General features: G+C 50.0%; 9 protein-coding genes. 7 read left to right on the forward strand and 2 right to left on the reverse strand.

What is annotated here, in order from left to right; translation table 11 throughout:
• The first annotated feature begins 16 nt into the window (after window positions 1–16).
• The 3 genes from PRU_RS08430 to PRU_RS15330 are packed head-to-tail and all read left to right on the forward strand — an operon-like array spanning window position 17 to window position 6,189.
• On the forward strand, window positions 17–3,796 hold the full coding sequence (locus PRU_RS08430; RefSeq protein WP_013064516.1) for a two-component regulator propeller domain-containing protein: 3,780 nt from the start codon (window positions 17–19) through the stop codon (window positions 3,794–3,796).
• The gene (locus PRU_RS08435) at window positions 3,793–5,028 is read left to right on the forward strand and encodes a phospholipase D-like domain-containing protein (RefSeq protein WP_013063519.1); all 1,236 of its coding nucleotides are present in this window, start codon (window positions 3,793–3,795) and stop codon (window positions 5,026–5,028) included. Before PRU_RS08430 ends, PRU_RS08435 begins: the two co-directional genes overlap by 4 nt.
• Window positions 5,029–5,034: 6 nt before the next feature.
• A complete protein-coding gene (locus tag PRU_RS15330) occupies window positions 5,035–6,189 on the forward strand; it encodes an acyltransferase family protein (RefSeq protein WP_013065690.1) in 1,155 nt (384 codons plus the stop codon).
• On the opposite strand, the gene PRU_RS08445 is transcribed toward PRU_RS15330, so the two are convergent.
• Together PRU_RS08445 and PRU_RS08450 are read right to left on the reverse strand one after the other, a co-directional pair.
• On the reverse strand, window positions 6,134–8,323 hold the full coding sequence (locus tag PRU_RS08445; RefSeq protein ID WP_013064751.1) for a tetratricopeptide repeat protein: 2,190 nt from the start codon (window positions 8,321–8,323) through the stop codon (window positions 6,134–6,136). The genes PRU_RS15330 and PRU_RS08445 overlap by 56 nt on opposite strands.
• Window positions 8,324–8,326: 3 nt before the next feature.
• Window positions 8,327–9,247 (reverse strand): ABC transporter substrate-binding protein, encoded by a 921-nt coding sequence (locus PRU_RS08450; RefSeq protein ID WP_041385987.1) that lies wholly within the window; start codon window positions 9,245–9,247, stop codon window positions 8,327–8,329.
• Between the two features lie 86 nt (window positions 9,248–9,333).
• Between PRU_RS08450 and radA the strand changes: the two genes are divergently transcribed.
• From radA to PRU_RS16505, 4 genes are all read left to right on the forward strand, one after another.
• The gene (gene radA / locus PRU_RS08455; protein WP_013063321.1) at window positions 9,334–10,734 is read left to right on the forward strand and encodes a DNA repair protein RadA; all 1,401 of its coding nucleotides are present in this window, start codon (window positions 9,334–9,336) and stop codon (window positions 10,732–10,734) included.
• Window positions 10,735–10,893: 159 nt separating this feature from the next.
• Window positions 10,894–12,165 (forward strand): phosphoglycerate kinase, encoded by a 1,272-nt coding sequence (locus PRU_RS08460; protein ID WP_013065257.1) that lies wholly within the window; start codon window positions 10,894–10,896, stop codon window positions 12,163–12,165.
• 171 nt (window positions 12,166–12,336) lie between these two features.
• On the forward strand, window positions 12,337–14,268 hold the full coding sequence (locus PRU_RS08465) for a glycoside hydrolase family 97 protein (protein WP_013064116.1): 1,932 nt from the start codon (window positions 12,337–12,339) through the stop codon (window positions 14,266–14,268).
• A gap of 115 nt (window positions 14,269–14,383) precedes the next feature.
• Window positions 14,384–17,152 carry an ABC transporter permease subunit gene (locus tag PRU_RS16505; protein ID WP_080517186.1) on the forward strand — a complete coding sequence of 923 codons (2,769 nt, stop codon included), beginning with the start codon at window positions 14,384–14,386 and terminating at the stop codon, window positions 17,150–17,152.
• Window positions 17,153–17,584 lie beyond the last annotated feature (432 nt).

Genomic DNA, 17,584 nt, shown 5'->3' on the forward strand with positions numbered 1-17,584 from the left:
GTGAATAGTGAACGATATGAAGACTATAAAGAAAATACTAATCGCCTTAATGCTCATCATTCCACTAGGAGTGGTGGCTGCCTATCTGTTTAAAACACTGGAAGCCCGCGATGGACTGACATCCAGTCAGGTGAACTGCATATTAAAGGACTCTCGAGGTTACATGTGGTTTGGTACCCCAGCAGGCTTGTACCGCTTCGACGGATACACCTTCCGTAACTTCCAGAGCGACTCACAGAACGGTAGCTCGCTGAGCGATAGCTATATCAACTCTATCCAGGAAACACTCGATGGCAACCTGCTCATCGAAACAGCCTCAGGCTACTGCATCTACCACCCACAGACAGAGAGCTTTGAGCGCGATATGAAGCAAGCCTTTGCACGTATGGGTATCGAGACCATCCCATCGGTGGTATATGTAGATAAGCACAAGAATCTTTGGGGAGCCATCCCTAACAAGGGTGTGGTTTGCTATAACCAGCAGCAGCAAACACTGCACGAGTTTGGTTATACCGACGATGCTAAGGGTGTGCCACAAGGCGTGGTTTGCTCAATCAGTGAATGTAAGGAAGGCGCCCTGATAGTTTACGACGATGGTAAGATAGCCTGCTGTGATGTGATGCACCAGCAGAGCACACTCTGGGTAAAAGAGGGAATACCTGCACTGAGAGATCATCGCACCAAATCGCTGCGTGCCTACGCCGACGTGAATGACAACATCTGGTTGTATGGACAGGGAACTCTGGTGATGTACGACAAGCAGAAGGACACTTGGGACTACACCATGGGCGAGAAGCTGGGTGTAACCGGTCTGGGTGTGGATCGTAACATCAACGGCATGGCCAGTAGCGCTGGTAGCATCTGGGTTGGTAGTGACCAGTTAGGACTGATTCGCTTTGACCCCAAGACCTTCGAGTATCAGGAGGTTCAGCCTAAGAACATCAACGAGCAGCAATGGGTAAAAGACCATACCAGCATCCAGAGTCTGTATATGGACGATACTGGTTTGCTGTGGGTAGGTACCGAGAAATCGGGTGTGGCCTATACCGGTAAGTATATCTACCGCTTTGGTTCCGACCTGATGGGCGATGTAACCGCTATGGCACAACATCCCAATGGCACTATCTGGTACGGTACAAGCGACCGAGGTGTGATAGGTTTCGATGGCAAGTTGGCCAGTTTGAAGGTGTCGTGCATGAGCAACACCCCTGATGGAAGTATCTGGATTGGTTCGAAGCGTAATGGTCTGACACGAATCAAGGATGGCGTATCAACCATCTACTCGGTATCGAAGGACAGCGTTCGCACCATTATCGACGACCATATCAACGCCCTGACATGCGATAAGATTGGTAACCTGTGGATAGCCACCAACGGTGGTCTGCAGGTGTACAACCCACGTATGAACTCGTTCTCGAGCTACACACGCGAGAACGGCAAGTTGAGCACCAACAGCATTACCAGCTTGTTCTACAAGCAGGATGCCAATGCCAACAACCTGTTGGTAGGTACCAGCGAGGGACTGATTATCCTGAACCTCTCGACAACCGAGAAGAAGGTTCTGACAGGTAACAGCACCAACCTGAAGAGCTTTACCAACAACTACATTACACAGATATTCCAGGATTCGCGCGGACTGATTTGGGTTGGTACTCGCGAGGGACTGAACATACTGAACTTAGAGACCGACGAGCTCGACTATCTGACCGAGAAGCAGGGTTTGTGTAATAATAACATCTGCGGTATTGCCGAGGATAAGAACCACTGCATCTGGGTAACCACAAGCCGTGGTGTGAGCCGTATTGTGATACAGCGTAACCACGAGGACGGTGTGAACAACTACGGTCTGTACAACTACAGCACAGCCGATGGTTTGCAGAGCAACGAGTTTAATACCGGTGCTATCCTTACCAAACAGGATGGCGAAGTATTGCTGGGCGGACTGTATGGTGTGAACTGGGTACTGCACAGAGATGGTGCCGAGAAGGAGGACCTGCCACGTGTGATGCTCACCCAGCTGTTTATTGGCGAAGAAGAGATTATTACCGGTCATGAGTATCATGGCAAGGTGATACTTACTCAGGCTCTGAACGAAACCAGCCGTATCGATCTGGCTCACAACCAGAACACATTCAGCATCAAGTTTGCTGCTGGTAACTACAACCAGAGCGAGCGCCTGCAGTTTATGTACTGGATGGAAGGTCGAGACGAGGACTGGCATCATGGTGACGCGCTGTCGCATGGTGTAAACTTCAACAACCTGTCGGCAGGAAAGTACTATCTGCACGTAAAAGCCATCAACGCCGAGGGTGCAGTAAGTAACCAGGAGCGTGTGCTTGAAATCAACGTAGAGCGCCACTTCCTGCTGTCGTGGTGGATGATAACAGCCTATCTGATTGTGCTGGCAGTAATCATCTATTTCTGGCGCATAGGTATCAATCAGCTTAAAGCCATCAAGCACCGTAAGGAGGCTGTGATTAAGGAACTGCAGTTGCAGCGCGAGGAAATTAAGGCTGCGAGCGACGACTTGCGACAGCCTATGGCTCGTATGACCTCGATCATCGGTAACCTGTCGGAGAAAGAGAAAACGCTTGAGGAGAAAGAGCAGCTGAATGCCCTGCACTCGCAAATGCTGCAGATTATCACACGTGTGGCTGATATGCAGATGAACCTGGAACACCCAGAGGAGCGCGCTAAGAATATGGTTCAGGACCGTCTGACCATCAACAGTAAGGGTGAGATTGAGTTGCCAGAGATTGCCAGCGACGTTCTGACATCAGAATCTACTCACTCACGTGCTGCTATCGACTCGCCTACCTCGAAGTTCACCGTTATCATGATTGATGACAACGAGGAGTTCCTGGAGTTTGCTGGTGCACGACTGAGATTTGTTTATAACTTCCACGTTTATAACGACATTGAGAAAGCAGCCGAGGATCTGGAGCAGATTAAGTGCGACCTGGTGGTTTGTAAGCAGGATATGTTTGGTATGACTGGTAGCGACCTGTGTAACCAGTTGAAGACCAACTACGCTACTCAGAACATGAAGTTTATCCTGATGACCGACACCGTACTGACACCTCAGGATATGCGCTCGAAGAATATCACCCTGAGTGCCGATGACTATCTGGCCAAGCCATTCAACATGCAGGAGGCCACGATGCGATTCAATAAGGTACTGGGATTGGGTGCCGTACAGATGGACAGCAACCTGATTGAGGGTGCGGAGACACGCCGACTGGAAGGCCAGAGTAGCAGTATGACCACAGCTACTGAGACAATGGATGCTGGCGAGATAAGCGCCACTGCACTGACCGAGGTTAGTGCCGACGACCCCATGAACAAGGTAGACACAGTGGTTAAGAACCCGCGCAGTCAGGCAACAACCAGCAACCTGCCTGAGGGTATCAAGGGCATCGACGACGAAGAGGAAGGTGGCGGTAACGACTTCTCGATGATGGACGCTATGGACCTTCAGCTGCTGAAGAACATCGAGCAATACGTATTACAGAATATGAGCCGCGGACAGATTAGTCTGGAAGAGATGGCCAATGCCATGGGAATGGGACGTGTACCTTTCTTCCACCGTGTACGCAGCCTTACAAGCAAAACACCAGCAGAACTCGTGAGAGACATGCGACTGAAACACGCCTGCATTCTGCTGAAGCGCACTAATATTAACATGAGTGAGTTGGCGTCGAACATTGGATTTATGACTGCCGAGAACTTCATCAATATCTTCAAGGAGAAGTTCGGCATGACGCCACTCGAATACAGATTGAAACATCGTAAATGATATCAAGTAAACTACATCAGACAGGAATAGCCACCATGCTATTCCTGCTGATTTCTCTGATTGGAAAAGCTCAGACAAGCGACTCGCTGATAGTGAGCCAAATGAAAACTGTTGGTATTAACTTCTACCCACATAACGAGGTACAACTGATTATGTCGGGTAAGGATAAGTTCGACCTTTTGTTCGAGGATATCCGACAGGCCAAGAGCAGTGTACACCTTGAGTATTTTAATTTTCGCAACGACTCGATAGCCTCGCTGCTGTTCGACATACTGCGTGAGAAGCGCAAGCAGGGTGTTGAGGTACGTGCGCTGTTCGACGGGTTTGGTAACGACTCGAACAACCAGCCACTGAAGAAACATCACATCAAGAGTCTGCGTGCCGACAGCATCGACATCCACGAGTACGACCCAGTGCGTTTTCCCTGGGTAAACCACATTTGGCCTCGCGATCATCGTAAGATAGTAGTGATCGACGGTCGTATTGCCTATACAGGCGGTATGAACGTGGCCGATTACTATATTGTGGGCACCAAGCAGGTGGGCGAATGGCGCGATATGCATTGCCGCATTGAGGGACCTGTAGTTAACGAGCTGCAGGATATCTTTGCCCGTATCTGGCAGAAGGTAACCAAGGAGCAGTTGAACGATCCCAAATACTATCAAGGTCAGGACAAAGGCGACAAGATGGTTGGTATCGCTAATCGCGAGCCAAACAAAACCAATAAGATCATGCGCCAGTTCTATATCTCGGCGCTCGACGATGCACAGGATTCCATCCAGATTATCAACCCCTACTTTACACTCACGCCATCAGTAAAAAAGGCTATTCACCGTGCCATCAAGCGTGGGGTAAAGGTCGACATCCTAGTATCGGCCAAGAGCGATATACCCTTAACGCCCGATGCTGTATTCTATAACGTTCACAAGCTGATGAAGAAGGGTGCCAACATCTGGCTGTATCAGCCTGGATTCCACCACTCAAAGATTATGATGGTGGATGGCCAATTCTGCACCGTGGGCAGTACCAACCTGGATGCACGCAGCCTGCGATACGACTACGAGGTGAATGCGCTGATTATTAACAAGCAGGTTACCAAGGAACTGCAGGATATGTTTATACGCGACACCAAGAAAAGCGTGCTGTTAACGCCCGACGAGTGGAACAAGTTCCGTACAGGCTGGCAGAAATTCCGTGGCTGGTTTGCCCAATTATTTACCCCATTTATGTAAGCACTCATGAACAGAAACACCGTCATATCTATTGCAAAAGGTTTAGCCATCATCCTGATGGTGATAGCTCATGCCGAGGCTCCAGGCTGGCTGTGCCGATTCATTTTCGAGTTTCACATGCCGCTGTTCTTTATCACCGCAGGCTACTTCTTCTCGTTGAAGTACCTGAACGATGAAGCCACGTTTGTAAAAAAGCGCATAAAGGGCCTTTATATCCCCTTTGTTAAATGGAGTGTGTTCTTCTTGCTTATACATAATCTGATGTTCAAGATTGGTATCCTGAACGAGATGTATGGCAACGAGATGGGCGGTGTTACCCACCCTTACAGCTGGCACCAGATGCAGCAGAACCTATGGACTATCTTTACCTCAATGGCAGGATACGATGCATTCCTATGTGGTGCGTTCTGGTTCTTCCGTGGGTTGTTCGTGGCCAGCATCTTATACCTTATTATATATAAGGTGCTCGACAGCACGATATCATCCGTACGTTACAAGAAAGCCATCCCCTACCTCATCTGCGTCATCATGCTGCTGCTGTGCGGATGGAAAACCTACGAGGGACTGAGGGTGCTGACACTGATACAGGGCGGTTATCGCGATATGATGGGCTGCTTCTTCTTTGGTTGCGGTTTTATTTTCCGACAGTATGCCGAGAGCTATCAGGCAGCTATCAAGCGCTACTACGCCATCTTCTGGACCACCATTGTGTTCGGTGTAGTTGTGTATCTGTTCTCGCACTACCTAACAGCCAACATGAACTGGCGCTCTACCTATACCCAGTTCCTGTCGCTGCCTGTACCAGCCATTCTGGGATTCCTGATGATGTACAACATCAGTATGCTGCTTGACAAGAAAGATAACTGGCTGAAACGATTCCTGGTATATACGGGCGACCACACGCTGAATATCTTTATCTTCCACATTGTAGCCTACAAGGTGGTTAGCTTGATAAAGATATGGTACTACAGCTTGGATATCCGTCAGATAGGTTGCCATATGGTGATACACCACAACTCGCAGCACGACGCGTTCTGGGTGCTCTACACCATTGCAGGTGTAGGCTTACCATTATTGGGTACGTGGCTATCTGAAAAGTGGAAGATTAAGCGTTGTAAACGTCAACCCAGTCAATCATCATCTGAATCTCACGATCAGTAACGCCCTTCATCTCCAACAGGTCACTTTCTTTGTAAATGATGCTGTGAAGAGTCGCCCAACGCTCGTCCTTGGGCTTGGCATTTGTAACGTATGAACGGAAACAGTTGGCAGCATCGTCGATCTTACCTGTAAACCACAGATAGAAACCATAGTTAATGCTGTCGCTATCCTCAGGGTTCTCTTGTGCCAACAGCTGATCGTACAGGCGACCTGCCTGTTCGTACTTGCCATCGCCGGTAAGCGCCCAAGCCAACACACGCACCACATGCAGGTTATCGGCATCCTCGAAGTTCAGGCGAAACAGAATCTGTTCGGCCTCTTCAAAACGACACAGATTGGTAAGACAGATGGCCTTGTTTAGCTGATACGATTTCTTATCGGCATTCATCTCCAGCAGCTGGTTATAGGCATCGAGTGCTTTCTCGTAATCCATATGTTTAAACCAGATACGGGCCAAGCCTAATAAGGCACGTTCGCTCTGAGGATTCAGCTCAAGCGCCTTACGATAGCTATCCTCTACATTATCACCCAGATAGCCCTTCAGCATATAGTAATCGTAGTCGTGATACTTCTCCTCAAACCAGTTTGCTAACAAGTCCTTAGCATAATTCTTCTGGTTACGTTTAATCAGAAAAGCTACAACTTCCTTGAAATGAGCCTGTATATCGGTATTATCAAATGCGGTTCGGGTAATGAACATGCTCTGGAACGAATCCTTCTCGAAAACGTTCTTAAACTCGTTGCGGAGCGGATTAAGACGGAAGAAACGGAACATGTCCTGCAGATAGATACGACGGATATAAGCAGGGGTACTCATCTCCTCGGTTCCTAACTTCTGATACATCACGGCCTCGCCACGATCCAGCATCTGACGTACATTTTCGGGAATACCATTCAGCACAGTCTCGAAGGCCAGCAGGAACGAATACTTATCGCTATTGCAGAACGGGCCAAACTCAAGAATGCTCGACAGGAACTTAACGTTGCCATACTTATCCCATGTGTGTGCTACACCTGGATGATCGGTAAAGAACGGTGTGAACCAGTTAGAAATCTCGTTAAAGAACGGATATCGCTTCATCTGCGAAAAACCTCCAAAGTACACATCGCTACCCTGTTTCTGCATGTCGATCATACGATGGAAGGTGTTCTCAAGTTTTTCAAACTCCTGCTCTTCGGCATCAGGATGCAGAATATCATTCAGGATATTCTCCTCGTCCTGTTCCTGCTCGTCTCTATGCTGCATCTTCTGCTGATTCTTAAGCAGCTCGGGCATAATTTCCTTCTCGATGGTGTTGCGATCCTCATCGGCACTCAGGCAATAGAAGAACTGCTCCTGCAGCTCAATCAGTTCCTTCATGCAGTTGGGGTTCTGTACGGTTTGCTCAACCAGTGTTCGCATCTCAGGGAAGAGGAATTCCTCTAACTCGTTATCGAGCGAGAACACCCAACCAAACAAGGCTCGCTGGCGCACATATTCATCGGTCGACTGCTGGTACACATGAATAAGCGTACGGAACTTAACCATATCGTAGCAGTTCATGGATGCTAACGTGATAGCACTTACAATGAGCTGCTGGTCGGCAGAATCAACGGTGGGCGACAACAACAGCTGCTCGATAGACTCACCCTGTCCGTCGGTCCATAAGTCGGCAGTCAGAATGTGGGCAAAAAGCTCGGTCATCAGCTGTGTATGCTGCTGGTGCATCGCTTTGCGGCGCTCCTTAACGGTGTGCTGAGGTTCCAGTTCCAGCAAGGCGATATCAGACACGAACTTCTCTAACTGTTCGCGAACCACCTGTACCGACCAGTCGCGCGGACTCAGATGCGCCTTCATAAAGAGCGATGCCATCAGGGGCGATTGCAGCACGCGGGCATTAGTCATCACATTGGCATAAAGCACATACATACGGTGCAGCAGCTTATGGTAAAGCTGTGGAAGTTCCGGGTCTTTGTATCCTTTACGCCAATAGTCGATCATCATCTGATAATCGGTTTTGATGGCAAACAATCGGTCGGAATTTATCTGGTGCGGATGGGCAGCCAGATAATTCTCCATATCCTTGATAGCGCACATCAGGTCCTTTCCCTCGAGTGCACCCAATACATTATTTAAAGTATCGTCTCTAAACATGTGTTACTTCTTCTTTTTTTCAAGCCAGTTCTTAGCGCGGTCGATGTCTTTTTGTCGTGGTGCCTGATAGGTAAACTTCAGCGAATCGGGCAAGGCACTGATGGCCTGAGGTGTTAAGCCGTAGTACTTTTTCAGTATCTCCTTGTAGTGGGTAACACCAAAGTGGTTAATCGAGTCGCAAGCCTGCTTGTAACCCTTCATAAACACCTCCATCTGATGCTGGCGGGTCTTATCGTCCATATTCTTGGTGCGGAACACAAGGGCACCCATCTGCATATCCTCCTTACGGGTGTCGAGCAGCACGTGGTGCTTCTTCAGCAAGGCCTGACTGGCCTGTGGCTCTGTAAGCAGCATGGCATCCATCTCGTTGTTCTCAAGCATTTTCAGACGGATGTTCACATCGTTAATCTGTATGCGGAACACGCGCTCTGGAGCCAGCTTGGCACTATCCACAGCTATGTCGCCCAGCATGTCGGTAACCGAGTAACGGGTCATGGCCAGCATCTTATCGTCGAGATGCTTAAAGTTGGTGATACGCAACTGGCGCTGACTCAGCATCAGCCAATAGGCATTGGTAGCAGCGGCATATCGCAGGGGTGTGCCCTCCTTTATCATCTTCTCGGCACGCACCAAGTCGGTAATGGCACCTTCGGCACGACCACGAATCAGGGCTGTATCAATATCCATCTGGGCGGTATATCGTTTCAGGCGGATGTCAACGGCTGTATCAAACATATGGCGTTCCTTGGCCACAAACACAGGCAGACAATCCAATGTGGGCATGACGGCAATCTTGAGTGCAGCCGAATCCTCACGCCACAACTTCAAACGCTGCTCACGCGAGAGGCGTTTGGTTTCTTCGTACGACTGCCCGCAAGCAGCGAGCATTACGAGAGCTATGAATGCTAAAACTAATTTCTTCATAATCGAGTGCAAAGGTACAATTTTTTTTTTAATTTTCAATTTTCAATTATCAATTTTAAATTATTATTATTACCTTTGCACACAATATGGCAAAAGATAAGATAGCATACGTTTGTTCCAACTGCGGACAGGAATCGCCTAAGTGGATTGGCAAGTGCCCTGCCTGCGGACAATGGAACACGTTTAAGGAGATAAAAGTAGCTCCCAGTTCAACCCCTAAAACGGCTGCAGCAAGGGGCGGTTTAAGCGCGGGCACATCAGCCCAGTCGTCGGCTTTGCATGCAGGTAAGGTGCTGCGATTGCGCGACATCAGTTCAAAGGACGACCCACGTATCGACATGCACGATGCCGAACTGAACCGTGTACTGGGTGGCGGATTGGTGCCTGGAAGTATCGTGCTGCTAGGTGGCGAGCCTGGTATCGGCAAATCAACCCTTTCGCTACAAACGATGCTGAACATGCCCGAGAAGAAGATTCTATACGTGAGCGGTGAGGAAAGCGCCCATCAGCTAAAGATGCGTGCAGAACGACTGGGTGGCGAAAACGAGAACTTCCTGCTACTTACCGAGAACTCGCTCGAAACTATCTTCGACCATATTAAAGAGGTACAGCCCGAACTGATTGTGATCGACTCGATACAAACCATCTCTACCGAGGATGTTGAGTCGAGTGCAGGCTCTATCGCACAGGTGCGCGAGTGCGCTTCAGCCCTACTCCGTTTTGCCAAAACCAGCGGTGTGCCCGTAATCCTGATTGGTCACATCACCAAAGAGGGCACCTTGGCAGGTCCTAAAATCCTCGAGCATATTGTGGATACAGTTATCCAGTTCGAAGGCGACCAGCACTATATGTACCGCATTCTGCGCAGCATCAAGAACCGCTTTGGTTCTACAGCCGAACTGGGCATCTACGAGATGCTGCAGAACGGATTGCGACAGGTATCGAACCCATCCGAACTGCTACTCACACAGGATCGCGACGGCCTTTCGGGCATCGCCATCACATCGGCCATCGAGGGTATTCGTCCGTTCTTAGTCGAGACGCAGGCCCTTGTTTCAACAGCCGCCTACGGCACCCCTCAGCGTTCGGCCACAGGCTTTGATCAGCGCCGACTGAACATGCTACTGGCTGTGCTTGAAAAGCGCGTGGGCTTTAAGCTGGCACAGAAGGATGTGTTTGTGAATATTGCAGGCGGACTTCGTGTTACCGACTTGGCGATGGACCTGAGTGTGATTGCGGCTGTGCTCTCATCTAATGTTGATACACCTATCGAGTCAGGTTGGTGCATGGCAGGCGAGGTTGGACTGAGTGGCGAGGTGCGCCCTGTCAACCGTATCGAGCAGCGAATTGCCGAGGCCGAGAAGCTCGGATTTACCGATATGATTATCCCCAAATACAACCTTCAGGGCTTCGATAAGAATAAATATTCAATCCGTTTGCACCCTGTAAGAAAGGTGGAAGAAGCCCTACGTGCAATCTTCGGATAACAATTTGCTATACTTTTGAACATTTTGCTTACATAATTGATAGTTGAGCGCAAAAAAGAATTAAATAATCAATGTTCAATGTTCAATGTTCAATGTTTTTTAGTAACTTTGCAGTCGCATTTTAAAATGAAGTTTTTCACATTATTAAATATTTAAATTATGACTATCAACGAATTCAACTTTGCCGGTAAGAAGGCAATCGTACGTGTAGACTTCAACGTACCCCTCGATGAGAATGGTAAGATCACAGACGACACCCGTATCCGTGGTGCCCTGCCTACCCTGAAGAAGATTCTGGCTGATGGTGGTGCTACTATCATTATGAGCCACATGGGTAAGCCCAAAGGTAAGGTAGATGCTAAGAAGTCACTCGGTCAGATCCGCGAGGCTGTTGAGAAGGCTCTGGGTGTTCCCGTTGCTTTCGCTCCCGACTGCGCTAAGGCTGCTGATGCTGCTAAGGCTCTGAAGATGGGTGAGGCTCTGCTGCTCGAGAACCTTCGTTTCTATCCAGAGGAAGAGGGTAAGCCAGTAGGTATCGACAAGGCTGATCCTGCATACGACGAGGCTAAGAAGGCTATGAAGGCCAGCCAGAAGGAGTTTGCTAAGACTCTCGCTTCTTACGCTGACTGCTACGTAATGGATGCCTTCGGTACAGCTCACCGCAAGCACGCTTCTACTGCTGTTATCGCCGATTACTTCGACGCTGACAACAAGATGCTGGGTCTGCTGATGGAGAAGGAGGTTCAGGCTGTTGACGCCGTTCTCTCTAACATCAAGCGTCCTTTCGTTGCCATCATGGGTGGTTCTAAGGTATCTTCTAAGATCGGTATCATCGAGAACCTGCTCGGTAAGGTTGATAAGCTCATCCTCTGCGGTGGTATGACATACACCTTCGCTAAGGCTCACAACGGTGAGATTGGTGATTCAATCGTTGAGCTCGACAAGCTGGATGTAGCTCTGGGTGTTGAGGAGCTGGCTAAGAAGAACGGTGTAGAGCTCGTTCTGGGTTCTGACTGCACCGCTACTAACGGTCTCGACTTCGGCACTATGAGTGTTAAGGAGGGTGCACAGATCATCAACTGCCCTGCTAACAACGTACCTGCTGGTTTCGAGGGTGTTGACGCTGGTCCTGAGAGCCAGAAGGCATTTGCCGAGGCTATCAAGGGTGCTAAGACCATCCTGTGGAACGGTCCTGCTGGTGTATTCGAGTGCGACGCTTTCACCGCTGGTTCACGTGCTATCGGCGACGCTATCGCTGAGGCTACCAAGAACGGTGCATTCTCACTGATTGGTGGTGGCGACTCTGTAGCTTGTGTAAACAAGTTCGGACTTGCTGATCAGGTATCTTACATCTCAACTGGTGGTGGTGCTCTGCTCGAGGCCATCGAGGGTAAGGTTCTCCCTGGCGTAGCTGCTATCAAGGGTGAGTAAAAATCAGACACGATTCGATTTTTAAATAACCAATCAATGGCCGTTCTGCTTCACAGCAGGCGGCCATTATGCTTTTAACATGCCTTGGTCGGCACAAGTCAAGAAAATCACCAACACCGAAATGATATGGTATGGCCCCCTCACTGGCAAAACTATCAAACTAAAAAGACAATGAATAAAAGATTTTTAATTATTACTATCCTTGCGGCAGGACTGACCAACACCAGCTGGGCCGACAAACAAGAGAAGCTTGCATCGCCTAACGGCAAAATCGTAGCCAACATCAATATTGGCAAAGAGTTAACTTACAGCGCCTCGTTCAACGGCGAACAGATTCTGAAAGATTGCCCCCTTAGCTTGCAAGTTGGACAGGAATTATTGGGTGTAAACCCAAAGTTAAGCAACACAAAACGTACTAAGATTGATGAGCAGATACGACCTGTAGTGCCTTTAAAACAGACCGTAGTGCCCAACAAGGCAAATGCCTTGACGCTCAACTTCAAGGGCTACTGCGTAGAGTTCAGAGCCTACGACAACGGTGTGGCCTATCGCTTTATTATAAATAAGAAAGGTGTTGTAGATATCGTGAGCGAAGGCATTAACTACCATCTGCCCAAAGCCTTCGAGGCTCACATCTCGAAGACTCGCAACTTCAACACCTCGTACGAACAGCCTTACACGCACATCAGCACAGCTCAGTATAAGGCCGACGACGAGATAACCTATCTGCCAGTACTGCTCGAAAGTCCCAAAGGCACCAAGGTACTTATCTCCGAGAGCGATGTGCGCGACTATCCCCACACTTTCCTTAAGAGCACGGGCGCCAATGGTTTTACAGCCGTTCATCCCAAATCGCCCGAAACATGGGAGCCACGTGGCGACCGAGGTTGGACCATCACCAAAGAGCGCAACTGCATTGCCCGTACCAGCGGACAGCGCAGCCTGCCCTGGCGTTTTGCCGTTATCGGCAACGATGCCACGATAGCTGCCAACCAGATGGAACTGGTGCTGGGCGGCAAGTGCGAACTGCAGGATGTATCGTGGATTAAGCCCGGACAGGTTAACTGGGACTGGTGGAACCACTGGACAGTATGGGATGTGGACTTTGAGTCGGGCATCAACAACGCCACCTACAAATACATCATCGACACAGCCTCAAAGTTTGGCGTAGAGTATGTGCTACTCGACGAAGGTTGGAACAAACGCGTAGAAGATCCCTTTACCTACAGCGACAATATCGATGTAAAGGAGCTGGTAGAGTATGGTGCCCAGAAACATGTAGGTGTCATCCTATGGCTGGCGTGGCTCACCGTTGAGCAGCATCCCGCCCTTATTAAGCATTACGCCGATATGGGCGTGAAGGGACTGAAGATCGACTTTATGGACCACAGCGACCAGTGGATGGTGAACTTCTACGAGCGAACAGCCCGCGAGTGTGCCAAGCATAAGCTGCTGGTTGATTTTCATGGCTCGTTCAAGCCAGCAGGGTTAGAGCAGCGCCTGCCAAACCTTATCTCGTACGAGGGTGTGCGTGGCTTGGAACAAGGCGGAGGATGCAGCCCCGAAAACAGCATCTGGCTGCCATATATGCGCAATGCCGTTGGCGCTATGGACTTTACGCCAGGCTCAATGCAGAATGCTCAGCCCGAAGACAATCATGGTACAGGCTCGCTACCGATAGGCGGTGGCACTCGTGCTTATCAGATGGCCCTTTACGTGTGCTTTGAGAGCGGACTGCAGATGCTGGCCGACAGTCCTACCCGCTATCTGCGCGAACAGGAGTGCACCCAATTCATAGCCTCGGTACCCACCACATGGGACGAAACCCGCGTATTGGCTGCCAAGGCAGGCGATTACTACGTAGTAGCCAAGCGCAAAGGTGCAAAATGGTTTGTAGGCGCCATCACAGGCAGCAAGCCGCAGGATATCACTATCAGTCTCGACTTCCTGACTCGTCCTGCCATGCTCACCTCCTTCCGCGACGGACGCAACGCCCATCGCATCGCCGTAGATTACAAAAAGGAGACTCAGGAGGTGAATCCTGCCACCACGCTCACCCTCCATCTGGCACGCAACGGCGGCTGGTGCGGCTCGATAGAATAGCACTAACTAACAGTTTTAAGATTACATATCTAAAATTATCTCCGCCAAACTTGTTTTTTTCGGATATTCTTTTTATCTTTGTGCCCAAGAAAAAAAACAATCTAATATTAATCCTATGAAAAAGGATATCCTAATAGCCGGTAGCCTATTGCTGACAGGCTGTGCCGACATAACAAACAATGTGGCAGAGAGTTTTAATAACAACCTGATTGCAGAAAACCGCTATCAGATGATTCTGGATGGCCTGCAGGTAACACTCATCATCACCCTTTGCGCCACGATTCTCGGCACACTATTAGGCGGACTGGTGTGTTGGATGCGCATGAATCGCCACAAATGGCTGCGACACATAGCCAGCGCGTATATCGACCTGATGCGAGGCACCCCCGTACTGGTGCTGCTCATGCTGATGTACTATGTACTAATGGCGCCAATAGATGCCACTGGCATCGTGGTAGCCATCGTGACCTTTGCCCTGAACACCGCAGCCTACATCAGCGAGATGCTGCGCACCTCCATCCAAGGCATTGACCGAGGACAGACGGAGGCTGGACTGGCATTGGGCTACACACAACGACAAACATTCATCAGAATCATACTGCCACAGGTAGTCAAGGCTGTCATGCCCGTCTATCAGGGCGAGGTAATAAGTCTGCTGAAAGGCACAAGCATCGTGGGCTACATCGCTGTGAACGATATGACACGAGCATCCGACCTGATACGCTCACGCACCTTCGACGCCTTCTTCCCGCTCATCGTCACAGCCATCATCTACTTCCTGATAGCCTGGCTCATCGGCCAACTGCTCACTGCGCTGCTGCAACGACAGCGGACCAAAGCCACAGCTGCAGCCGTCATGCTGACCCTGTCGGGGCTTGTGGCCTACGTGCCTTCGATACTAACAGATGCGCAGGCAACGACAGCAGACACAACCGACGCACCACCAGCCATCAAGGCACTATCGGGCAAGCGCGTAGGTGTCATCATCGGCAGTATCCAAGATATTGCAGTAAGCACGATGGCGCCCGATGCCGACATACTGCGCATGACCACCACCACCGACATGATGGCTGCCCTAGAGAACGGCAAGGTGGATGTGGCAGGCAGCGAGAGCCTCACACTGATATTCAACAAGGAACTGGCTGACAAGGTTGACTCCGTAGGAGCCGGACTTACACCGATTCCTATTGGCGCATGCTTCAACCAGAAAAATACTGAGCTGCAGCAAGACTTCAACAGTTTCCTGGCAGAAATCCGACGCGACGGCACCTATCTGAAAATATTCGACCGCTGGCAGAAATCCGACAATCCGTCGGCTATGGACATTCCACAGCAGCGCGGCACTGGGCGCACCGTGCGCATAGCCACCTATCCTGCCATGCCTCCCTTCAACTTTATCAACTCCGGCAAACCATCGGGCCTGGAAATCGACCTGCTGACAGAGTGGGCCAACCGCCGCAACTGGCAACTGGAATTCCTGGTAATGGACTTTGCCGCTCAGATACCCGCTGTACAGACAGGCAAGGCCGACATGGCCATGGGTGCCATCAGCATCACCGAAGAGCGACAAAAACAGGTACTCTTCTCCAATGGCTACATCGAGTCGCACATCGTGCTGATCACACGCAAGAATGAAGCATCAATTATCACGAATCCGTCATACTCTTCCAGCACAGAGCACCCCACGAGCCCCTGGCCGTGGATGGTAGCAATACTTGTCATTGCCGGTTGCGGGGATTGGTTCATCGTTCGCCGCAAGCGCTACAGCCAGCGGCAGCCTACTACCAACGCACTGGAGCAGCCGAAGGATGAGAAGGAGGCCGTCATCAGCATCGCCCACATGAAGAAGAGCTATGGCACGTTTGATGTGCTGCGCGACATCAACCTTGATGTGCATCGGGGCGAAGTGATCTCTGTCATAGGGCCATCCGGCACAGGTAAAAGCACCTTCCTGCGCTGTCTTAACCTCCTTGAGCAGCCTACTGGCGGGAGCATTCTCATAGGTGGAAACGACATACTGGAACGCAATGCCGACGTGCCGCTATTACGGCGACGCATGGGTATGGTGTTCCAGTCGTTCAACTTGTTCAATGGCATGTCGGTGCTCGACAATATCTGTCTGGCGCCCATGCAACTGTTAGGAAAAACACGGGAGGAAGCCGAGAAACGCGCTCAGCAACTGCTTGAGATGGTAGGACTGGCCGAGCGTGCCACAGCCATGCCCGAGCAACTTTCCGGCGGACAGAAACAGCGTGTGGCCATAGCCCGCGCACTGGCCATGGAGCCGGAGATATTGCTCTTTGATGAGCCAACCTCAGCCCTCGACCCCACCATGGTGAGCGAGGTGCTGGGCGTAATGACCAAACTGGCACGTGAGGGGATGACGATGATTGTGGTGACACACGAGATGCGATTTGCCCGGCAGGTGAGTAGCCGTGTACTATTCTTTGCCGATGGCGTCATCTATGAGGATGGCACCCCCGACCAACTCTTCGACCATCCGCAGCGCGAACGCACCCGACAGTTCATCCAGCAGATACACGAAATGCACTTCCTCATCGAGACCAAGCAATTCGACTGGTATGCTATGACGGCCCAGATGGAGCAGTTCTGCCTGCATTATAATCTGCAGCGCCAGCAAATCTTTGCGGTGCTACACGTCATCGACGAGACACTGACCATCCTCGGCACTCACCCCAATACACACCTGACGCTGGCTTATTCTGAACAGGAAGACACGTTACAGTTCATCGTCAATAGTCCTCATGCCGTCGATAGCAGCTTATTCAGCCAAGAAAGTGATGACATAGCTGTGACCATCCTGCGCAACTTCAGCCGCAACATCCATGTAGATGGCAGCACCCTCCGCATCACCATCAAATAAGCACTTTTTGGCGGAAATACGCAATGATATGATCCAGTCCCTCGTCGAGCGACACCTTGGGCTCCCATCCTAATTCGCTTGGCAAGTGTGATGTCGGGACATTACAAAAAGCAGGTGCAGCAAGTAACCCCATCCACCCAACTCACGCTCCACTTAGTTCGCAACGGAGGCTGGTGCGGCTCGATAGAATAACTGGAAGGTAGGAAGTTAACTACATAACTACATAAAATCGTTCAAAACACCTGTATATATAGGCATTACATGAGCTTTACTAACTACATAAAAACTACATTCTAACTACATAAAACTACATAGCATGAATAGTAGCGTAAAAATTCTCTAGAGAATTTTTACGCTACTTAGGCAGAGAAAAATAGTTAGTACGGCACTAAGCCGAAAATTCTCTAGAGAATTTCTAATCGACCAATAAGG

The sequence above is a fragment of the Xylanibacter ruminicola 23 genome, assembly GCF_000025925.1.
Lineage (GTDB): Bacteria > Bacteroidota > Bacteroidia > Bacteroidales > Bacteroidaceae > Prevotella > Prevotella ruminicola.

What these genes read in the sequence shown, in the direction of transcription:
- PRU_RS08430 (WP_013064516.1), top strand. Translation starts at nt 17, where the DNA reads ATGAAGACTATAAAGAAAATACTAATCGCCTTAATGCTCATCATTCCA.
- PRU_RS08435 (WP_013063519.1), top strand. Translation starts at nt 3,793, where the DNA reads ATGATATCAAGTAAACTACATCAGACAGGAATAGCCACCATGCTATTC.
- PRU_RS15330 (WP_013065690.1), top strand. Translation starts at nt 5,035, where the DNA reads ATGAACAGAAACACCGTCATATCTATTGCAAAAGGTTTAGCCATCATC.
- PRU_RS08445 (WP_013064751.1), bottom strand. Translation starts at nt 8,323, where the DNA reads ATGTTTAGAGACGATACTTTAAATAATGTATTGGGTGCACTCGAGGGA.
- PRU_RS08450 (WP_041385987.1), bottom strand. Translation starts at nt 9,247, where the DNA reads ATGAAGAAATTAGTTTTAGCATTCATAGCTCTCGTAATGCTCGCTGCT.
- radA (WP_013063321.1), top strand. Translation starts at nt 9,334, where the DNA reads ATGGCAAAAGATAAGATAGCATACGTTTGTTCCAACTGCGGACAGGAA.
- PRU_RS08460 (WP_013065257.1), top strand. Translation starts at nt 10,894, where the DNA reads ATGACTATCAACGAATTCAACTTTGCCGGTAAGAAGGCAATCGTACGT.
- PRU_RS08465 (WP_013064116.1), top strand. Translation starts at nt 12,337, where the DNA reads ATGAATAAAAGATTTTTAATTATTACTATCCTTGCGGCAGGACTGACC.
- PRU_RS16505 (WP_080517186.1), top strand. Translation starts at nt 14,384, where the DNA reads ATGAAAAAGGATATCCTAATAGCCGGTAGCCTATTGCTGACAGGCTGT.